Genomic DNA, 19375 nt, shown 5'->3' with positions numbered 1-19375 from the left:
AATCAGATATGCAATTCCCCAAGCCTAATTAACTCAACAACCGCTTGTGAACGACCCTTAACATTAAGTTTCTGCATGACATTCGAGATGTGGTTTGAAAGTCGTTGCGATATGCTTAAACGTAGTGCATACCTGGATGTTGCCATCTTTTGCAACGTTAATATCACTGATAAGCTCATGCAAGTGAAAGCGAAGCTTATCGAATTGCTCCGTTTCTTCGAACTTGAGCATGATCAGGTCTGAGAGTGCCTGCTTTACTCTAAGTTCGGCCTCTGCTTTATTTTTTTTATTCTTTTCTGCATCAGGCAATTGGTTTAATTGCAGCTCCTTATGAGCAATATCCGCCTCGATATGCCTCTTTTCAAATTGATACTGCTTTTCATCCAATGTGCCATTTATCCATTCCTTTCTTAAGCTAAGCAGCAGCATACGATTCATTTCCAGCGTTTTTTCAAGCCTGTTCATGCGGTTATTTTGTTTGCTGTCATTCGTGTCCGATTGATGAATGAATTGCTCATACAGCTCCGGTACAGTCCGGACAGCGCGCATTTGCAAGCTTAAAAATTGCAGAAGCCGCTGCTTGAAAGCTTCATAGGGCAGCCAATAGTGATTGTCACAGCCCTTTGCCCCTTGTCTCCGCCTTTTGGAGCAAATTAAATATCGGTAGATTTTTGTAGATTTGCTGGAACGCCGGGTAGAGGTCATCGATACCATAGCTGAACGGCAATGGCTGCAATAAATAAGTCCTGCCAACACATTTTTGATTTGCCGGACGCCGCCCCTTGTACCTCCGCCGCGCAGCAGCCTCAGCTCTTGTGCTGCTTGAAATTGCTCAGCGCTAATGATCGGCTGATGAGTAACAGGTTGCCTGGCTTTTTCCCAGAGCTCTTTTTCGCGTGGAACTAGCTTTCTTGTCCGATTGGTCATATCGCTGATGTCATTATAAATAATGGCTGTTTCATATTTGCCGAACACGTTGACGCCTGTATACGCTTCATTTTGTAATATGCGCTGCAGCGTGCTTACTCCCCATAGGCCGCTGCGCGGAGAAGGAATGCCCTGCTCATTTAAATAAGCTGCAATCGCCCGCTCACCCCATTTTTGCATCGTATAGAGCTTGAATATTAACTGCACAACGGGCATCGCATCAGGATTTGGCACTAATGTTTTTTTGTTTGAAATGACAGATTTTCTATAGCCGAACGGGGGAATGCTTCCTGTGTAATTCCCTTTAAGCGCTGATTGCCGTTTGCCGCGGCGTGAGCTGAAGCTGATTTGCTCACTGTGTTTTTGATTGACGGCCGCAATAATTTGAAATTTCAATTCATCACGATCCACATCGGAATCATAGCCTTCATCGATGGCCACTAATCGCTTGCCAAGCGTATTAACGAGCATTCTTTTAAGTGAAATAGAGTCGAGTGTATCTCTGGAAAATCTGGAAAGCGATGCGAAGATAACATTGTCGAATTGGTGCTGCTGCGCTTCCTTCAGCATGTGCTGAATGGCTGGCCTTGTCACAATATTTGTGCCGGTATCACGGTCTTCATAAATATAGCGTTCATCGATTTGCAGCTGCAGCTGCCTTGCTTTTTCACGGCAGACAGCTTCCTGATGCTCTGGACTGTATTGCTGGCTTTCCTTGGTGGAGCTGACCCTTACGTAGATAGCGGTTATATTTGATTTTTTAATCAGCATAATGATCCGTCACTTCCAGTGGACTCTTGAACGTTTCGCGATAAAGCCTGCGGGGAAGACGTATTCTCGTATAAATTTTTATTCTGTATGGCATGCTGTCCATGATGGTCCATTTGTTCTGCTTCTGCTGCGGCCATTCGATCGATAATCTGTTCAAGCTCCGAAGCTCCTTCGTGAAAGGTAATGGACAGCTGGCGCTGCTTGTCGGCCGGTTTTTGCCGCATACGATCACTCCTTTTCAAAGGTTTCTACAAATGTATTCTTTTGCTGGCTCGTACTATGCGAATAGCTGCAGAACATTCCATTTTGATCGCGTTTTTTAGGACAATATGCACTTTCCTAAAAAATTCTATTTGACAACTTTCGACACAGGTTTTATTATAGGTATGCAAACAAGTAATCGGTTACACATTGTTTCAAAATTGTGATTATTACCAAAAACATTGCTGTTACAGCCTGGAAAGCTCTTCTAAAAGCGAGTACAGGCATAATTTTTAAGTAATAGTAAACCGGTTACACATTTTGTTTTAGGGGGGGGCGCATGTCTACAATCCGAGACGTAGCCAAATTGGCGGGTGTGTCCGTGGCCACGGTGTCCCGGGTGCTGAATAAGAGTGGTTACGTAAATAAAGAAACTGAGCGTGCAGTGAAGGAAGCTATTGATTTATTGCAGTATGTTCCTAACACGGTAGCCCGCGGACTGGCCATTAAAAGAATGGAAACGATTGCTCTCGTCGTTCCCGACATCTCCAACCCGTTCTTCGCTGAACTGGGCAGAGCAGCAGAGGATATAGCACGTACGTACGGCTACAGCATTATTTTATGCAACTCTGACAATGAAATGGATAAGGAACAATCTTATATTACGATGTTGAAAAAGCGCTATGTTGATGGCATTTTGTTTGCTACTAGCACGCTTCGAACAGCTGATGTAAATATGATGAACAGCGCGAACATTCCGCTTGTCGTTCTGGATAGAGCGCCGAGGGAAGGAACATGCTATGTAGTGCGCTCAAAAAATTATGATGGAGCTAGACTTGCTGTCCAGCATTTGCTTGACGAAGGATGTAAAAAAATCGCCCATATTTATGGGCCGCAGGCTGCGCCTACAGCGATGGAAAGGCTGCAAGGCTATGAGGCGATTGCCAAAGAGCAAAATTGGTATTCTCCTAGCTTAATGGCAGATGGCGGCTTTAATATTAAAGGCGGAATGGAAGCGGTAGCACAGCTGCTGGAACGTCATCCGGATATAGATGGAATATTTGCTGGCAATGACTTAATGGCGGTAGGCGCATTAAAGCAGCTGCAGCGAATGGGAAAATCAATACCTGATCAAATTAAACTATGTGGATTTGACGGCATCGAGCTGTCTCAAATTACTGAGCCGGAAATCACAACGATTGCCCAGCCGATTTATAATATGGGAGCTCTCGCTACCAGATTGCTTATTAAAAAAATTGAAGGCGTTCAAATTGAAGAGCAAAACTATGAATTTGATGTCGAACTAATTGTTAGAGGCTCCACGAGAAGGGAAAGAGGTTCATGAAAGGACCAAGCATTACAATTATCGGGAGTTTAAATATGGACATTGTCGTAGAAGCGGATCGGCTGCCTGAGCTAGGAGAAACAGTATCCGGACGAAGCGTCCATTTTATTCCTGGCGGCAAAGGTGGAAACCAAGCCGTAGCAGCAGCTCGTTTAGGCGCAGAGGTCGACATGATCGCTTTTATCGGCAATGATGCGTTTGGTGAGACACTCATTCAGTCTCTGACATCCAGCGGTGTTTTAGTAAAGAGAATTAAGCAAGTAGAAGAAACTTCAACAGGCATGGCATCCATTCTTCTGGCAGAAGATGATAATCAAATTGTCGTTGTGCCGGGAGCGAATGCATATTGCCTGCCCGAGTCTATTGAAGATTTGGAGCAAAGCATTGCAGCATCTGATTTGGTGCTGATGCAGCTCGAAATACCTTTGGAAACTGTAAGCGCTGCAGCCGAGCTGGCAGAAAAGCATAGTAAGCCGGTCATCCTGAATCCGGCTCCTGCAGCAGAGCTTCCGCAGGCGCTTTTGAAAAGAGTAAATTATATTACTCCTAATCTTTCAGAGTTATATTTGCTTACTGGTTTGGACCCGAATTCCGCAAGCCTGGAGGAAGCAATGGATGCGCTGCTGGAGCAAGGGCCGGAATGCGTTGTTGCAACGCTAGGCTCGGAAGGATCGGCCTTCAAGCGCAAGGGAGACATTTTAAAGAAGGTGCCTGCGCATAAAGTTCCGATTGTGGATACAACAGGAGCGGGAGATGCCTTTAATGCCGGATTGGCATTTGGCATTAGCTCCGGCTACAGTCTGGAACAAGCCGTAACCTTTGCTGGCAGTGTATCCGCACTCGCGGTATCAGCCTTTGGCGCTCAAACAGGCATGCCTAGCATCGAAGCAGTTAATAAATTTATATATTCGTTAACGAACTAACTGCGAGCAATTATTTTAAAAAACATTACGGAGGGTCAAGCATTATGAAAAAAAGCATTTTTGGCAAGTTTGGCGTAGCACTGTTAGCCTTTGCAATTATTTTGGGAGGCTGCGGATCAGGCAACTCAGGCGGCACAAAAGGTGAGCCGTCCAATAACGGCGGGGATACAAAAGCTAAGCTTCAAGTCGGCTATTATGTAAACGGTAACTTAGGCGACAGCGGATTTTTTGACTCTGCTAATGAAGGCCTGAAAAAAGCCGAGCAAGAGCTTGGCATTGAGTTTAAAGCAGTTCAAGGCGGCGCCAACCAGTCTGACTGGCCGATCGGTCTTGAGTCGATGGTTTCCAGCAAGAAATACGAAGTAATTGTTGTGGGCACAAGCCAAATGAAAGAAATTACAATCGATCTCGCAAAACGTTACCCGAATCAAAAGTTCATTTACTTCGATGAAACAATTACAGATGAGCCAAACATCTACTCTGTTAAATACGATCAAAAGGAAGGTTCTTTCCTTGCAGGAGCTTTTGCAGCGATTGTAACAAACAGCAAAGAGCTTGATAAGGCAAATCCTGAGAAAACGATTGGTTTTCTCGGCGGTATGGATATTCCAATTATTAATGATTTCAAATCAGGCTATGAGCAAGGTGCAGCATATGTTGATCCGGAAGTGAAAGTTATTTCTTCATTCGTAGGCGACTTTACTAACGCACCAAAAGGCAAGGAGCTCAGTATGGCCCAATTCAATTCACAAAAGGTTGATATTCTTTATACAGTAGCAGGCCCATCCGGTATCGGCGGTCTTGAAGCAGCTAAAGAAGTGAATAAATATGCAATTGGCGTTAACAGCAACCAAAACAATGTGCAGCCGGGCCACGTTCTAACATCTATGCTTAAAAACGTAGGCAGCTCTATCTACCGTGCGATTGATCTGTACCAGAAAGAAACACTTCCATTCGGCACCAATGAATCGCTGGGCTTTAACGAGGATGGAGTAGGTCTTGCAAAAGACGATCTTTACAATCAACATGTGCCGCAAGCTATCCGCGATCAGGTGGAAGAAATTCAAGCGAAGTTGGTTAGCGGTGAAATCAAAGTAAACTAGGGGGTTTCACGATGGCAGACCTGCTGGAAATGCGCAATATTCATAAAGTATATCCGAACGGTACAAGAGCCAATCAAGGTGTATCCTTCTCTGTCCGCCAAGGCGAAATTCACGCCTTGGTTGGTGAGAATGGCGCAGGAAAATCAACACTTATGAAAATATTGTTTGGTTTGGAAGCGCCGACAGAGGGAGATATTTTGTATCGGGGCGAAAAGATTGCACTGAAAAGTCCGAAGGATGCAATTAAATATGAAATTGGTATGGTTCATCAGCACTTTATGCTTGTCCCTTCCTTCACTGTAGCAGAGAACATTGTGCTAGGTATTGAACCTCGCAAAGGTGTGTTGTCGGATCGGGGAAAGGCGGTAGCTGAAACAGAGCGGCTAATTCAACAATTCGGACTAAAAGTAGATCCTATTGCCAAAGTAGAGAACATTTCCGTAGGACTGAAGCAGCGCGTCGAAATCTTGAAGGTATTGTATCGCGGAGCCCGGCTTATCATTCTTGATGAGCCGACCGCGGTTCTTACTCCGCAAGAAACGGATGAATTGTTCCAGTCACTGAAGAAGCTTGTTCAAGATGGCTATACGATTATTTTTATTACGCATAAGCTCAATGAAGTAATGGGCATATCGGATCGGATTACGGTACTAAAAGCGGGCAAAACAATCGCGACGCTAATCACATCGGAAACGAATAAAGAGGAAATTTCAAGATTGATGGTTGGCCGTGACGTTCTTCTGCGTGTTCAAAAGGAACCGGCTAAGCCAAAGGAAACTGTATTGTCTTTTGAAAATGTAAGCTGCTTGTCGGATACAGGCAGTCAGGTGCTTAAAGATGTGTCGTTCCAGGTTCGAGCCGGAGAAATATTTGGCATTGCTGGTGTAGAAGGCAATGGACAAAGTGAACTGATTGAAGTCATTACCGGTTTTAGAAAAAATTCAAAAGGGAAAATTACTTTCTTGAATCATAATTTGGCTGAGCATACGATTCGCGAAATCCGCAACATCGGCATTGGTCATATTGCCGAAGATCGTCAAACACGAGGCGCTTGCTTGACTTCCTCCGTGAAGGAAAATTTAATTCTTGATTTATACCGTGATCCGGCATTTCGCAAAGGACCGTTTTTGAATCAGAAGAAAATTCGCGAGCATGCCCAGCGGTTAATTCAGGAATTTAACATTTTGACTCAAAGCGAAGAGACATTAGCAGGCTCTTTATCCGGCGGAAATATTCAGAAGATCGTTGTTGCTCGCGAAATTTCCAAAGATCCGAAGCTGCTTATTGCTGCCCAGCCAACTCGTGGTGTTGATATTGGCTCCATAGAGTTCATTCATAGGGAAATTGTTAAAAAACGCGATGAAGGAACAGCCGTGCTGCTCGTATCTGCTGAGTTGTCTGAGGTAATGAGTCTTAGCGATCGAATTGGCGTTATCTATAATGGAGAACTAGCTGTAATTTTAGAAAATTCCGACGATTTGACGGAAGAAGAGCTTGGCTTCTATATGCTGGGTGTTAAAAAACAAGAAATGAGGGTGAACGCCACATGAAACAGAGAAGTGCAATTTACCTTGACCTGCTAGGCATACTGCTGGCTATTGTGGCGGCCCTGTTAATTGGTATTGCAGTTATTCTAGTAGTAAGCAATGAGCCGGGGGCGGCATTGCGGTCCTTGTTTATTGATCCTTTTACAAGCCTGTTTAGCTTTGGTTCTGTACTTAACCGTATGGTTCCGCTCGTATTTACGGGTCTGGCTATCGTGGTCGTATTTCAAAGCGGAGTATTCAGCATGGGTGCTGAAGGCCAGCTATATATGGGTGCACTGACAGGTGCGCTGGCAGCTGTTTATATTCCTGGACTATCTCCATGGATTCACATTCCGTTAGTTATTCTAGCTGCTATAATCGGCGGCGGATTGTATGGTTTTATCCCGGGCTTTCTTAAAGCAGTATTTAAAGCGGATGAAATTGTATCCACGCTCATGTTTAACTTTATTGCCGTGCTGTTCGTATCTTATTTGTTGAACTATGTATTTAAAGATCCTGAAAGCGGCGGGTTTGCACGCTTGCCCTATGTGGAAAGCAGTGCAAAGCTTGGACAAATTATTCCGGGCATGCCGACTCATGCAGGCTTCCTGATCGCAATTGTAGCATCTATCATTGTGTATATTTTAATGTACAAAACAAAAACAGGTTACGAACTGCGCACAGTCGGAAAAAACCCTTTATTCGCTGAATACGGCGGTATAGCAACTAAAAAGGTCATCATTCTAAGTATTGCAATCAGCGGTGCGCTTGCCGGCTTGGGCGGAGCCGTTGAAGTAACGGGCATGCACGGCACGCTTAAGGATAATTTCTCTGTCGGTCTTGGCTTTGACGGAATCATTGTCTGCTTGCTTGCACGCAACCATCCAATCGGGGTATTGTTATCCGCATTCTTCTATGCCTATCTGCAGGTTGGCGGACAAGCTATGCAAGCGAACAGTGACGTTCCTCGCGACATTGCTATTATTATTCAAGCGCTGCTTGTTCTATTTATTTCTTCACAAGCGATCTTTGCTTATTTGAAGCAAAGAAAAATGCGTTCCGCGCAAGGGGGTGCTCCGGTTGCTAAATAATATTTGGGAGCAGACAGCAAATTTAACGTTAATTGTTATATTATTGCGCACACTGCCGCCAATTTTGCTTGGAGCCTTGGGCGGACTAATGACAGACCGGGCAGGCGTTATCAACATTGGTATTGAAGGCTTGATGCTCGTATCCGCATTCGTTTCGATTGCAATAGGCTCAGCTACAGATAATTGGTTTCTTGGAGTAGCAGGCGGCACAATAGCATCTATGCTGGTCAGCTATGGAATGGCTTTCTTTTCCTTAAAGATGAAGGTAGATATTATTATTGCCGGATTTGCTGTCAATATTTTTGGCGCCGGAATAACCGTCGTGCTTATGAGCATTTTCTTTCATTCACATGGCAACTACGTTCCTTCTGTTCCAGTAAATATACCGAATATTGTAATTCCATTCCTTGATAACATTCCGGTAATCGGCAAGCTGCTAAGCGGCCATAATCTAATGGTGTGGGTTGCTATTCTGGCTACTGTCTTTTGTTTTTATTTGCTGTACCGGACACCTTATGGAGCGCATTTGCGCGCAACAGGCGAAGAGCCAAGCGCAGCACGTTCGCTTGGTATCCGTGTTGACCGCATTCAATATTCTGCACTAATTTGGAGCGGCTTCTTCTCCGGTCTGGCAGGCGCATACTTGTCCATGGGAATGACAAGCATGTTTGTTAGAGACATGACGGCAGGTACAGGATTCCTTGCTCTGGCGGTCGTTATTTTTGGCAATCGACATCCGTTCGGTATATTGGCAGGCTCAAGCGTATTTGCGCTTGCTAATGCTTTAACGATGATTATTGAGACGACACCCGGGAACGTCGTTCCGAGCCAATTCATTAAAATGGTTCCTTACGTAGTTACAATTGTTGCGCTAGTTATTTACGCAATCAGAAAGAATAGAAAAGTAAGCCTAGCATCATAATTTAATTTCGGAGGCCATGCATATGTCAGCAATACAAAAAATGATTATCGATGCGGACACAGGCATCGACGACTCAATTGCAATTTTACACGCTTTAAAAGCTGCAGATGTAAAGCTGGAGGGCATTACGACTGTATTCGGTAATTCAAGCGTAGAGCAGGCTACAGATAATACGCTTCGCCTTATTCAGCTGGCACAGCCAGACTATGAGGTGCCGGTAGCAAAAGGGGCTGCGAAGCCATTAGTGCGCGAATGGGGGGGACCCGTCGCCCATGTCCATGGCAACAATGGAATCGGCAATGTCGAGCTGCCGCCATCCGAGCAGCAGCCGCTTGCAGAATCAGCAGCACAATTTATCGTTCGGAAAGCAAATGAAATGCCGGGTGAAATTACATTGGTAACGTTAGGCCGTTTAACGAATGTAGCGCTGGCGCTGGAGCTTGACCCTGAGCTGCCAAGCAAGCTGAAGAAAACGGTTATTATGGGAGGCACTGTATTTGCTCCCGGCAATGTGACTCCTGCAGTTGAAGCGAATTTGCGCGGGGACCCTGAAGCGATCGACCGTGTTATCCGTTCAGGCATGAACATTACGCTCGTTGGACTTGATGTAACGATGAAAGCGAAGCTGAACAAGCAGCATCTTGAGCAGCTTGCACTGGTGTGCCGTCCGGAAAACGCTGCAATCGTTGAGTACATGCAGGGTGCGCTGCAATACTACTTCGGCTTCTATCGTCAGGTAGACAATTTGATGAATAGTTGTCCGCTTCATGATCCGCTAACTGTTCTCGTTGCCCGCAAGCCGGGAATTGTAAAAACACAGCAAATGAAAGTGCAAATTGAATGCGAGGGCAAGGTAACAGCAGGGGCAGTCATTGCTGATTTGCGGACAAAGCCGAGCGAGGGAGACGACATTACTGTTTGTCTTGGTGTCGATTCAGAGCAGGTTGTTCATGAATTGCTGTCTGTATTTTAATCCATTTATTTGATTGTTTCATTATTTCGAAAGGGATGTATACTGTGAGTCGCAAGCTTAACGGAATGAACGATGCTATGGGATCGCTGCAGTGGCTGGTTTTCATGCTGGCTAATGCCGTAGCGCTGCCCATCGTAATCGGACAAATTTATCATATGTCACCTACAGAAACGGCTATGCTGATGCAGCGTACATTCATCATCGTCGGCGTCAGCTCCTTTTTGCAAGGCTGGCTTGGACACAGACTTCCCATTATCGATGGACCGGCGGGCACTTGGCTCGCCGTTTTCATTATTATGGGAGAATCAGTTACCAAAGCAAGTGAGGGCATCGGCACATTAAGGCTGCTGGAAGGCGGAATGATTGCTGCTGGCCTGTTTATGATCATGCTGGGCGCCACGGGGCTGGTCAAGCGGTTACTGCCGATTTTCACACCGCTAGTGACAGGCAGCTATTTGCTGCTGCTTGCTTTCCAGCTTAGCGGAACCTTTTTGCGCGGAATGCTTGGCATTAGCGGCGAGTCGCAGCAAGCTCAGTGGGGAGCAGGCTTTATCGGGCTGCTAGTTATAGCGATCGTTATATTATTGTCAATCAAGGGAAAAGGCTGGCTGCAAAGCTATGCCCTGCTTATAGGCATAGTTGCCGGCTGTCTGCTTTACTATGCCACCGGACAAGGGCATCTTGCTGCCGGGCAGGGCGCATGGTTCAGCTTGCCTGAGCTGTTCGCTTGGGGCATGCCGCAATGGGATGCGGGTATGATTGTATCTGCATTGCCTGTAACATTAATATTACTGTCTAACACAGTTGCCAGTATCAGCTCTATGAAGCAGCTGGATAATGGAAGCGCGCTGCCCGGCGGGACGGAGATGAAGCGAGGCACGATAACCGGCGGATTTTCTCAGCTGCTATCCTCCGTTTTTTCAACTGTCGGCATGGTTCCCCTATCCGGATCAGCAGGCTTTGTCAGCTTGACCGGACAAAGGGGCAAGCGTCCGTTCCTGCTTGCATGTCTGCTGCTCGCAGCCGTTTCCTTATCACCTGCAATTATTACGCTGCTCACGATGCTGCCAGGGGCAGTTGCCTACGCAGCTGTTATGGCTTCCTTCGTACAGATGGTCGGCATTGGCTTTCAAACGCTTATGCGCGATCCGCTGACCAAACGCCGTATGATGATAGCAGGCATAGGACTTATGCTTGGCATTGGTTCTATGTTTCTTCCGGTTGCGACCTTCCAGAGCCTGCCTTCCGCTATCCGCTACATTGTCGGCAACGGCATGCTGCTTGGAACGATGATTATCATTATATTGGATCAAATATGGAAAGAACCGAAGGAAGCTTAGTCATCTGCAATCATGGACATACATATATGTAAGCCTCATTGTAATCATATATGTAATTTCATTGTAAGCCTCATTGGAATGATATTTGTAATCCTCATGTAAGCCGTTCAAACCACATCTCCTTCGAGATGTGGTTACGAACGGTTTTTTCACTTATAAAAAGCTGCTGCGCAATGTCGCGAGTCGTTTTATCTTGAACCAGAAGTTCAAATACTTCACGCTCGCGGTTAGTTAACAAGAACTTGCTTTTATGGTCGTTTCCCCTCAATTTGTTTCACCCCTCCTTGCACGGGTATTTATAGTTTCAACAAGGTTAAGGGATACAGTCAAAATATAATATGAAACTGTGATAATAATGGTGCTGCCTCCATTCAAATTGGGCGTTTGCGTATACAGTTATTAGCTCAAAAGCAATCGTAGTAAGTTAAATGCAATATATCAAAGTACATTATATTAGCATTACTGGAATGGGTGAATTGTGAATAGGGCAATAAGCAGTACAAAGGGATGCTACTGCGATCAAGTTTGGGATTCCGACCGCTATTGTAGTCCAATTTTTGTTGTACGAAAAAAGCGCCAACGTACCACAAAATTAATGCTCCTCAGTAAGCTACATCGCCAAGTACCTCGCTGTAACGAATCCCTATTGTCTTATTGTGCGAAAAAAGCACCTTTTCAAATTGTAACGAAGATCAGATGCCTTATTAGCTTAATTCGATGCCCAAAACGATGGTTTGTTCACACATAGCGCCGTCAGGATGCGTTACATTTTCGAAACAGCTATTTTCGAGCAAATAGCGCGTCTCAGCTTCGTTAGAGCCGGCAACGAACGGAGAGCAGCCAATTTTTTATACTTATTCCGGATTTTTTACACTTTTCCATGTTTCACAACTCCATGCCATTGTATAAAAAATCGATTGATTGTTATATCGTTATAACGGGTTGGAGCGTCTAGAATGAAGTTATAACAAAGCAGCATGCTAATGTGTTTAGACCGTGAGACGTCCGGTACAAGAAAAAGGAGAAAGCTAGCACGAAGATAGGGAGGATAAGCATGTCGCAAGCAACTACGGAACATTCGCAGACGGCAGCTCCAATACCGAAAAAGCCGGTAAAAAAAAGCAATTTCAAACGATTAATGAAGCAGCTTGACATTCAGTTAATGGTATGGCCGGGGCTGCTGCTAGTATTTGTATTTTCCTATATCCCCATGTATGGCGTAATCACGGCATTTATGGATTATAACCTCTTTACAGGAACTAATATTTTTGTGAATCCATGGGTTGGATTTAAGCATTTTGAAGCATTTTTTAATGCTCCAGATTTTAATATCATTTTGCGAAATACAATCGTGATCAGTTTATTGAAATTTGTTATTGGATTTCCTGCTCCTATTATATTAGCTCTCATGCTGAACGAAGTACGCCACATGGCTTTCAAGAGAATTGTTCAAACGATTACCTATTTGCCGCATTTTATGTCTTGGGTCATTGTAGGCGGGCTAGTGATGTCACTTCTATCAACCGAAAATGGGAGCATTAATATATTGCTCGAGAAGACCGGTACGATTGATGAGCCTATCAATTTCATGTCTATAAAGGAGTACTTCTGGTCCATTCTTATTACGACCAATATATGGAAGGAAATTGGTTTTTCCTCCATTATTTACCTGGCTGCTATAGCAGGCGTCGACCCGCATTTGTATGAGGCGGCAGACATCGATGGCGCATCGAAATTCAAGCAAATTTATTTAATAACGATTCCGACAATTATGCCGGTTATAAGCATTTTTATGATACTAGCTATGGGCAGTCTCCTGAATGCGGGCTTTGAGGATATTTTGATATTGGCACAAAATCCGCTCCTCCGGCCGGTGTCTGATGTTATCGATACTTATGTATACCGCGTCGGCCTGCAAAATCAGAAGTACTCCTACGCAGTCGCGGTAGGTTTATTCAAAGCGATTGTCAGTATAGGGCTTCTCACTACAGCCAACTATATCGCGAGAAGATCGGGCAACAGCTTATGGTAAAGCAGCGACATACAAAAGAGGTGAATACAGCTTGAAAATTAAACATTTGGGTGCCAGTGACAAAGTCATGGTTGTCTGTATATATATCTTTCTTACTCTGCTTTCATTTTCGGCCTTATACCCTTTTTGGAACGGGCTGGTTGTTTCGCTGAATGAAGGCTTGGATACAGCCAAGGGGGGAGTAACCTTTTGGCCGAGAATATTCACTTTTGAGAACTATCAAATTGTGTTTGAGGATAAGAAACTGGGCAATGCCTTTTTTATCTCCGTTAGCAGGACGATTGTCGGTACGGTTACAGCCTTGTTTATGACTGCCCTGTTAGCATATGGGATGACGAAGTCCAACTTGATGGGGCGCAAACTGTATACATTTATTTTTGTATTCACGATGTATTTTGGCGGCGGACTCGTACCGACATTTTTGCTGGTAAAGTCGTTAGGACTGATGAACAACTTCCTTGTTTTCATTATTCCATCGTTAATAAGTGTTTGGAACATGATTGTTATGCGCACGTTCTTTAAGGGGCTGCCTGCTGGGCTTGAAGAGTCGGCACAGATTGATGGCTGCAGCAATTGGGGGACATTCTTCCGCATCGTATTGCCGCTGTCTGGACCGGTTCTGGCAACGCTTGGCTTGTTTACAGCAGTAGCGCATTGGAATGACTGGTTTATGCCTTCCATTTATATTACAAATTACGATTTGTGGCCGGTTCAAACGGTGCTTCGCCGCATATTGAATGCAAATTTAATAACGGAGCAGATGGGCAGTCTGGATGCGATGACGATTGAAAAAATGGCCAAGAAAAGTATTACATCAAAGTCATTGATTAATGCAACGATTATGGTTGTGACATTGCCAATTATTATGGTCTATCCGTTTGTTCAGCGTTTTTTTGTAAAGGGCGTAATGGTTGGCTCTTTAAAAGAATAGCAAAGGCAATATGATTCTGGTTTGAAGCGCACAGCGCATTGAACATATATTGAGTGAGAGGGGTAATTACAGTATGCAAAACAAAAGAAAGCCGCTTGTTGTGTTAATTATGGCGGTATTTGTTCTGGCCACAGTGCTGTCAGGCTGCAGCGGGAAAAAAGGGGAAGGCGGCAACAACACTTCTTCACCGCCACCGACAAGCACAAATACCGCAACTCCTGGCAATACGGATCAAAATAAGGAAGATGAGCCATGGGTATTCGGCTCCGAGATGCTAGAGTTTTCCGCCTATGCCCATTACGGCTGGCTGGATTTCCCTCTGGAAATGGATGAGGTCCCTTTTTGGAAGTATTTGAAAGCAAATAAAAATGTAAATATTAAAACGATACAAGCTCAAGGCAATCATGCTCAGCTAATGACTACGATGATGGGTTCAAATACTTTGCCGGATCTGATCTATATGGACCGTTATCATCCGGACTTCGATCGTATGTATAATGCTGGGAAGCTCGTAGCATTCGACGATTATTTGGACAAATACCCTAACTTGAAAAAGTGGATGAATGCACAAGATATGGAGCTTCTGCGTTCTCCAGACGGAAAGCTTTATAAATTCCCTAACTGGTACAGCACTAAACCGACTGGCAATGCAGGTTATGTTGTGAATAAGAAAATATATGAAGAGCTGGGCTCACCTAAATTGGAGACGACGGATGATCTTTACAACTATTTGGTAAAAGTAAAAGAAAAGTATGGTTCAGAAGTAGTGCCTTTCGAGCCGGACCGCACGCAGGATGCTCAAGGAATCGGTGTATTGTATACCGCTTTTGGTGAAGATCTCATGTACAAATCTTTAAGCGCTGATGTGCTTGGCGTTGTAGATGGAGATAAGCTGACCTCCTTGTTTACTTCGGGGCCATTCCGCGAATCGCAGAAGTTTGTATCCAAGCTTTATCGCGAGAAGCTGATCTCTCAAGAAATGTTCACTCAAGACAGAGGAATGGTACTGGAGAAGCTCTTGACAGGCCGTGTAGCCGTTTATGCAGGAAGCTCACCTACTGCTTACGCATCACAAGCTCATTATGAATTGCTGAAGGATGATCCAAATTCAGGCTACTTTATGATTTGGCCGATCCGTAAAGAAGGTTTGGACAAAAATAAAATTCATCCGGGCGGTTATGACACGCTTGGCTGGAATGTAAGTGTTATTACGACGAGTGCCAAGGACCCTGAGAAAATTTTTGCATTCCTTGATTATTGCACGAGTCCGGAAGGAATGACCGTTCAATTCTTTGGAGAAGAAGGCAAGTATTGGAACGGCTTTGATGAAAACGGCTATCCTAACTTTACAGATGCATATGATATTGCGGATGTAGCGGATATTCAAGCAAAAAATGATGTCGTTACGATCGCAGGCAACGTCGATTATATTGACCCGGCCAAAATGAAATTTGAAAATTCTCAGCCGGTAGAGAAGCAAAACTGGCAGGCTCGTTATCAAAATGAAATTACATGGCCGTCCGCCAACGATATTACGGTATTCAATAATAGAATGAATCCTGAGGCTGACAGCACTCTTGGAGATATTAGACAATCGATGCTAGACTTGTTTATGCAGGTGCTGGCAGATTCCTCAACAGCCAAGAGCGATGAAGAAGTTGACAAAATCCTAGACAAAGCTGAAGCAGACGCTAAAAAGCTAGGGTATGATGATCTGCTTGAATGGCGTACTCAGATCATGAATGAGAATAAGAAAATACTTGGAGTCAGGTAACGAATACTGCTAGTGGATATCCCAAGCGATGATTGAAATCGCTTGGGATAAATCCGTCTAGTCTGCTTGCTTTTAAGCCGTTTGTTATATAATGTGAGAATATAGAACGTATTTCCTAATTTATATAATATTCGGCAAAAGGAGGAACCGGTTTGTGAGTTTTATAAAAACATGGCTGTTTGGAATGACAGCGTTTACGATTTTTGGAGCTGTACTCACCAGTTGTTCTGCAACGAAGGTTTCACCTATACTACCTGTTGATTCTGTAAAGAAAAAGCAGGAGGGAATCGAACTAGATTTGTCGAAGGGCAAGGAAATGGATGATGAAGGTATACAGCAGCAGACATACACGGTTGACGGGTTATATAGGCTTGGCTCCGAGCCGCTTAACGTAACTTTTTATGCTCATTACGGTTATTATTCCATGCCGAATTGGGGAGCAGACCCGTCTTCCAGATGGATACGCGATAATTTGAACATTCATGTTAAGCCGATTAGCTCTGGTGGCAACGGGCCAATGACCTTGCAAAATATGATCGCCAGCAAACAGCTTCCAGATATTATTTGGGGAGATCGGGATGCTGATTTGGAGAGACTACGAGAAGCTAAATTGTTAGTGCCGCTTGACGATTACATAGAGAGATATCCGAACTTAAAGCGATGGGCAGACGAAAAAGTGTTGAATCTGCTTCGTTCCTCTGACGGACATATTTATTATTTTCCGAATTACTATACTCGAGAGCCTAACGGCAATGCCGGCTATGTGGTGAATAAAAAGATATACCGCGAGCTGGGCGAGCCAAAGCTGGAAACAACCGATGATTTGTACAAATATTTAAAAATGGTTAAAGCCGCTTACCCGAATATTGTTCCATTTGAAACGGGCTTAGCGAAAGAAGGGCACGGGATTGATCAAATTTTTTCTTCATTCAAAGAGAGCAATTATAGCTTTACCCGTATTTTCGCAGTTACGAAGGAAGACAGAATGGTATCCATTTACGAAGACGAGGGCTTCAGAGAATCTGCCCTATTTGTTGCAAAGCTTATGCGGGAAGGGCTGATGACGATCGATGCGCTTACGCAAACAGAGGATCAGCTTAGCGAGAAGCTGATGAATGGAGCTGTCGCTGTATATGCCAGCGCAGATCCTATGAAGATGGTTATGCCTGCGCAAGCAGAGCTTGCTTCACGAAATCCGGAGGATGGGTATTTTTTTATTCCGCCGATTTACAAGGAAGGCTTAGATAAGGGCAAAATATACCCAGGAACCTACAATCTGCTCGGCTGGAATGTAGCAACAATTACGAAAAGCGCCAAGGACCCGGAAGCAATATTTGCCATGCTAGATTGGATGACGGGACCGGAAGGGTCCAGTATTCAAATGTGGGGGCCGCCTGGAGAGGACGGCTATTGGAATGGCTTTAAGGAGGATGGCATTACTCCTATTTTTACAGAAAAATATAGTGAGGATCCTGAAGGGCTGGCACAAATTCAAGCCATTTCTGGAGATATGATTTGGGTGGGCAATACGTATTTTATTGATAAAACGAAAAGTGAATTTGAAGCGACCTTGCCAGAGGAAAAGCGAAATTGGGCCAGCTACTGGCAAAGTAAAATAACGTGGAAATCTCAGGGGGATGCAACACCTTTTATTAATTTGTATCCGATGCCGGATACAGAGGTAGGCGATATTTACCGCAAGGTTAAAAATATTTGGTTAAAAGCAAGAGCGAGAGCGATGTTTGGAACAACGGATCAAGAGGTGCTGAATATTTTGGACCAAGCGCATAAGGATTCTATGGACGCTGGCTTTCAGCTGTACTTGGATTATATTACAAAAAGATGGCATGAAAATGTTACGCTGCTGAATTCAGAGCAATAGAATAAGCTTTGATGAAAGGAAGATTAACATGTACAACGTATTGTTGGTGGATGATGAAGAGCTGGACTTAAGAGGGATGCATCAATTTATTCCTTGGTCTAAGCTGGGCATGGTTGTGAAAGGTACGGTTAATAATGCTTTGTCTGCTTGCGATATTATAAAAAATGAATCGATAGATATATTGGTCAGCGATATTAATATGCCCTATATGTCCGGCTTAGAGCTAGCCAAAATCGCTCAAGAGCGTTCGCCTAATATAAGAATTATTTTTGTAAGCGGCTATCAGGAATTCAGTTATGTACAGCAAGCACTTTCCCTCAAAGCTTACAGCTACGTGCTAAAGCCTATGGATGATAATGAACTGATCACATCTTTATTGAAAATTAAGCAGGACTTGGATGAAGAAATTAAGCAGAAGGAAGTGGAAGAGGCTTATCAAAGCTTAATTCCGATTGCCAAAAATGAAATGCTTACCCGCTTGCTGGAAGGCGATATGAATGGGGATTACGAGGCTCTCTCTCAGTTCACAGACAGTCAGGATTTTCATAAGCTCCGCTGGCCGCTGAGGGCGGCTGTACTCGAAATGGATAGCTTGGCATGGTCAAGAAAAGAACGTACGGAGCATGAGCTGCCGATTACTCAGCAAAAGCAGCGGCGCGTATTTTTGCAGCAGGCGACTGAAGCGATGAAGCTGTGCGGCCATCATTTTTACTGCAAGCTTAATGCGCAGAGGGTAGCTGTCTTGCTTGAGGAGCGGGACTTGGATAATACGGTAAAGCAGCTTTATACACTGCTTCAAGAGCCGGTAAACACATCGATTACGATTGGGCTGGGCCAGCCTGTCATGCAGCTTGAGCTTATGCCGGAGTCTTATCAGCAGGCAATTGAAGCCATTGAAAGCAAAATGTTTTTGGGCAGGGGCGCTGTCATCAAATTCGAGGAAGTAAGCAGTGAGCCCGAAATGCTCGATGTCAGGAAGATGGAGGCTGGTATTGCATCGCTGCTGACAGCCATGACAGAATACCGCTTGGTCGAAATCTATGATGAGCTTGAAAAGCTGTTTCAATTAATAAGCACGATGCGTTCCAGATTTACCGTTCACCATTTGACCAATCATTTTATAGGAAAGCTGGAGCAGCATTTGAATTCTCTCGGAGAGGATTTATTTGATCTGATTAATATGGACATCAAGCAAATGGATATTTTGCTGCAATTCGAAACCGTTCAGGAAATTCGAATTTGGCTGATGCACCGTATTTATGAAATATCGGAGCAGCTCAACGCCAAAAATAACAACCAGAGCAGCAGATTTATCCGCAATGTACGATCAGTCATTAAACAAAAAATGCATGAAAATATTACTTTGAAAGATATTGCACAAGTGTTTTCCTTTTCGCCAAGTTATTTAGGTTTTTTAATTAAAGAGAAATCTGGCTGCACCTTCAATGAGCTTCTGGTTAATATGCGAATGGAACGCGCTTGCGAGCTGCTCAAGGAGCCGGGATTAAAAATCTATGAAATCGCAGATCAAGTTGGATATCGCTATTTGCCTTATTTTAGCAGGCAATTTAAAGACAGATTCGGGGTAACGCCGCTTGAATACCGCAAAAAGATGACTTAGTGCAAGGGAGCAG

General features: G+C 44.3%; 16 protein-coding genes and 1 pseudogene. 13 read left to right on the top strand and 4 right to left on the bottom strand.

The window, feature by feature from the left end; translation table 11 throughout:
* Nucleotides 1-2: 2 nt before the first annotated feature.
* The 3 genes and pseudogenes from ACRRU2_RS14160 to ACRRU2_RS14150 all read right to left on the bottom strand — a co-directional run bounded on the left by ACRRU2_RS14160 (nucleotide 3) and on the right by ACRRU2_RS14150 (nucleotide 1922).
* Nucleotides 3-179 carry a LuxR C-terminal-related transcriptional regulator gene (locus ACRRU2_RS14160; RefSeq protein ID WP_432502547.1) on the bottom strand — a complete coding sequence of 59 codons (177 nt, stop codon included), beginning with the start codon at nucleotides 177-179 and terminating at the stop codon, nucleotides 3-5.
* Nucleotides 180-576: 397 nt separating this feature from the next.
* A pseudogene (locus ACRRU2_RS14155) lies at nucleotides 577-1698 on the bottom strand (recombinase family protein); the annotation flags it as partial.
* Nucleotides 1692-1922, bottom strand: a complete 231-nt coding sequence (locus tag ACRRU2_RS14150) for a hypothetical protein (protein ID WP_432502545.1) — start codon at nucleotides 1920-1922, stop codon at nucleotides 1692-1694. The gene ACRRU2_RS14150 and the pseudogene ACRRU2_RS14155, both read right to left, overlap by 7 nt.
* Before the next feature lie 317 nt (nucleotides 1923-2239).
* On the opposite strand from ACRRU2_RS14150, the gene ACRRU2_RS14145 reads away from it, so the two are divergent.
* From ACRRU2_RS14145 to ACRRU2_RS14110, 8 genes are read left to right on the top strand one after another with little or no spacing between them, the layout of a single operon-like run.
* Complete coding sequence (locus tag ACRRU2_RS14145; RefSeq protein ID WP_432502543.1) at nucleotides 2240-3244, top strand: LacI family DNA-binding transcriptional regulator; 1005 nt, start codon at nucleotides 2240-2242, stop codon at nucleotides 3242-3244.
* Nucleotides 3241-4167, top strand: coding sequence for a ribokinase (gene rbsK / locus ACRRU2_RS14140; protein ID WP_432502541.1), 927 nt, complete (start codon nucleotides 3241-3243; stop codon nucleotides 4165-4167). The genes ACRRU2_RS14145 and rbsK overlap by 4 nt, the downstream gene beginning before the upstream one ends.
* A gap of 44 nt (nucleotides 4168-4211) precedes the next feature.
* Nucleotides 4212-5270 (top strand): BMP family lipoprotein, encoded by a 1059-nt coding sequence (locus ACRRU2_RS14135; RefSeq protein WP_432502539.1) that lies wholly within the window; start codon nucleotides 4212-4214, stop codon nucleotides 5268-5270.
* An 11-nt stretch (nucleotides 5271-5281) separates the two neighbouring features.
* The gene (locus tag ACRRU2_RS14130; protein WP_432502537.1) at nucleotides 5282-6820 is read left to right on the top strand and encodes an ABC transporter ATP-binding protein; all 1539 of its coding nucleotides are present in this window, start codon (nucleotides 5282-5284) and stop codon (nucleotides 6818-6820) included.
* A complete protein-coding gene (locus ACRRU2_RS14125) occupies nucleotides 6817-7887 on the top strand; it encodes an ABC transporter permease (protein WP_432502535.1) in 1071 nt (356 codons plus the stop codon). Before ACRRU2_RS14130 ends, ACRRU2_RS14125 begins: the two co-directional genes overlap by 4 nt.
* A complete protein-coding gene (locus tag ACRRU2_RS14120) occupies nucleotides 7877-8809 on the top strand; it encodes an ABC transporter permease (RefSeq protein WP_432502533.1) in 933 nt (310 codons plus the stop codon). Before ACRRU2_RS14125 ends, ACRRU2_RS14120 begins: the two co-directional genes overlap by 11 nt.
* A gap of 22 nt (nucleotides 8810-8831) precedes the next feature.
* Complete coding sequence (locus tag ACRRU2_RS14115) at nucleotides 8832-9782, top strand: nucleoside hydrolase (RefSeq protein WP_432502531.1); 951 nt, start codon at nucleotides 8832-8834, stop codon at nucleotides 9780-9782.
* Between the two features lie 44 nt (nucleotides 9783-9826).
* Complete coding sequence (locus ACRRU2_RS14110) at nucleotides 9827-11122, top strand: purine/pyrimidine permease (RefSeq protein WP_432502529.1); 1296 nt, start codon at nucleotides 9827-9829, stop codon at nucleotides 11120-11122.
* Between the two features lie 94 nt (nucleotides 11123-11216).
* Here ACRRU2_RS14110 and ACRRU2_RS14105 read toward each other — a convergent pair whose 3' ends face one another.
* Nucleotides 11217-11390, bottom strand: coding sequence for a LuxR C-terminal-related transcriptional regulator (locus tag ACRRU2_RS14105; protein ID WP_432502527.1), 174 nt, complete (start codon nucleotides 11388-11390; stop codon nucleotides 11217-11219).
* 786 nt (nucleotides 11391-12176) lie between these two features.
* Between ACRRU2_RS14105 and ACRRU2_RS14100 the strand changes: the two genes are divergently transcribed.
* The 5 genes from ACRRU2_RS14100 to ACRRU2_RS14080 all read left to right on the top strand — a co-directional run bounded on the left by ACRRU2_RS14100 (nucleotide 12177) and on the right by ACRRU2_RS14080 (nucleotide 19362).
* Nucleotides 12177-13154: an ABC transporter permease gene (locus ACRRU2_RS14100; RefSeq protein WP_432502525.1), complete on the top strand. Its 978-nt coding sequence runs from the start codon at nucleotides 12177-12179 to the stop codon at nucleotides 13152-13154.
* A gap of 67 nt (nucleotides 13155-13221) precedes the next feature.
* On the top strand, nucleotides 13222-14085 hold the full coding sequence (locus ACRRU2_RS14095; protein WP_432502599.1) for a carbohydrate ABC transporter permease: 864 nt from the start codon (nucleotides 13222-13224) through the stop codon (nucleotides 14083-14085).
* A 73-nt stretch (nucleotides 14086-14158) separates the two neighbouring features.
* Nucleotides 14159-15859: an extracellular solute-binding protein gene (locus tag ACRRU2_RS14090; RefSeq protein ID WP_432502523.1), complete on the top strand. Its 1701-nt coding sequence runs from the start codon at nucleotides 14159-14161 to the stop codon at nucleotides 15857-15859.
* A gap of 154 nt (nucleotides 15860-16013) precedes the next feature.
* The gene (locus tag ACRRU2_RS14085) at nucleotides 16014-17741 is read left to right on the top strand and encodes an extracellular solute-binding protein (protein ID WP_331701377.1); all 1728 of its coding nucleotides are present in this window, start codon (nucleotides 16014-16016) and stop codon (nucleotides 17739-17741) included.
* A gap of 28 nt (nucleotides 17742-17769) precedes the next feature.
* Nucleotides 17770-19362, top strand: coding sequence for a response regulator (locus ACRRU2_RS14080; RefSeq protein ID WP_432502521.1), 1593 nt, complete (start codon nucleotides 17770-17772; stop codon nucleotides 19360-19362).
* The last annotated feature ends 13 nt before the right edge of the window (nucleotides 19363-19375 follow it).

Origin of the sequence: Paenibacillus sp. GXUN7292 (genome assembly GCF_050864975.1) — a bacterium.
Lineage (GTDB): Bacteria > Bacillota > Bacilli > Paenibacillales > Paenibacillaceae > Pristimantibacillus.
Note: the sequence above shows the minus strand (reverse complement) of the source record. Positions and strands in the feature narration are given on the sequence as shown.

What these genes read in the sequence shown, in the direction of transcription:
- ACRRU2_RS14160 (WP_432502547.1), bottom strand. Translation starts at nt 179, where the DNA reads ATGAGCTTATCAGTGATATTAACGTTGCAAAAGATGGCAACATCCAGG.
- ACRRU2_RS14150 (WP_432502545.1), bottom strand. Translation starts at nt 1,922, where the DNA reads ATGCGGCAAAAACCGGCCGACAAGCAGCGCCAGCTGTCCATTACCTTT.
- ACRRU2_RS14145 (WP_432502543.1), top strand. Translation starts at nt 2,240, where the DNA reads ATGTCTACAATCCGAGACGTAGCCAAATTGGCGGGTGTGTCCGTGGCC.
- rbsK (WP_432502541.1), top strand. Translation starts at nt 3,241, where the DNA reads ATGAAAGGACCAAGCATTACAATTATCGGGAGTTTAAATATGGACATT.
- ACRRU2_RS14135 (WP_432502539.1), top strand. Translation starts at nt 4,212, where the DNA reads ATGAAAAAAAGCATTTTTGGCAAGTTTGGCGTAGCACTGTTAGCCTTT.
- ACRRU2_RS14130 (WP_432502537.1), top strand. Translation starts at nt 5,282, where the DNA reads ATGGCAGACCTGCTGGAAATGCGCAATATTCATAAAGTATATCCGAAC.
- ACRRU2_RS14125 (WP_432502535.1), top strand. Translation starts at nt 6,817, where the DNA reads ATGAAACAGAGAAGTGCAATTTACCTTGACCTGCTAGGCATACTGCTG.
- ACRRU2_RS14115 (WP_432502531.1), top strand. Translation starts at nt 8,832, where the DNA reads ATGTCAGCAATACAAAAAATGATTATCGATGCGGACACAGGCATCGAC.
- ACRRU2_RS14100 (WP_432502525.1), top strand. Translation starts at nt 12,177, where the DNA reads ATGTCGCAAGCAACTACGGAACATTCGCAGACGGCAGCTCCAATACCG.
- ACRRU2_RS14095 (WP_432502599.1), top strand. Translation starts at nt 13,222, where the DNA reads ATGGTTGTCTGTATATATATCTTTCTTACTCTGCTTTCATTTTCGGCC.
- ACRRU2_RS14090 (WP_432502523.1), top strand. Translation starts at nt 14,159, where the DNA reads ATGCAAAACAAAAGAAAGCCGCTTGTTGTGTTAATTATGGCGGTATTT.
- ACRRU2_RS14080 (WP_432502521.1), top strand. Translation starts at nt 17,770, where the DNA reads ATGTACAACGTATTGTTGGTGGATGATGAAGAGCTGGACTTAAGAGGG.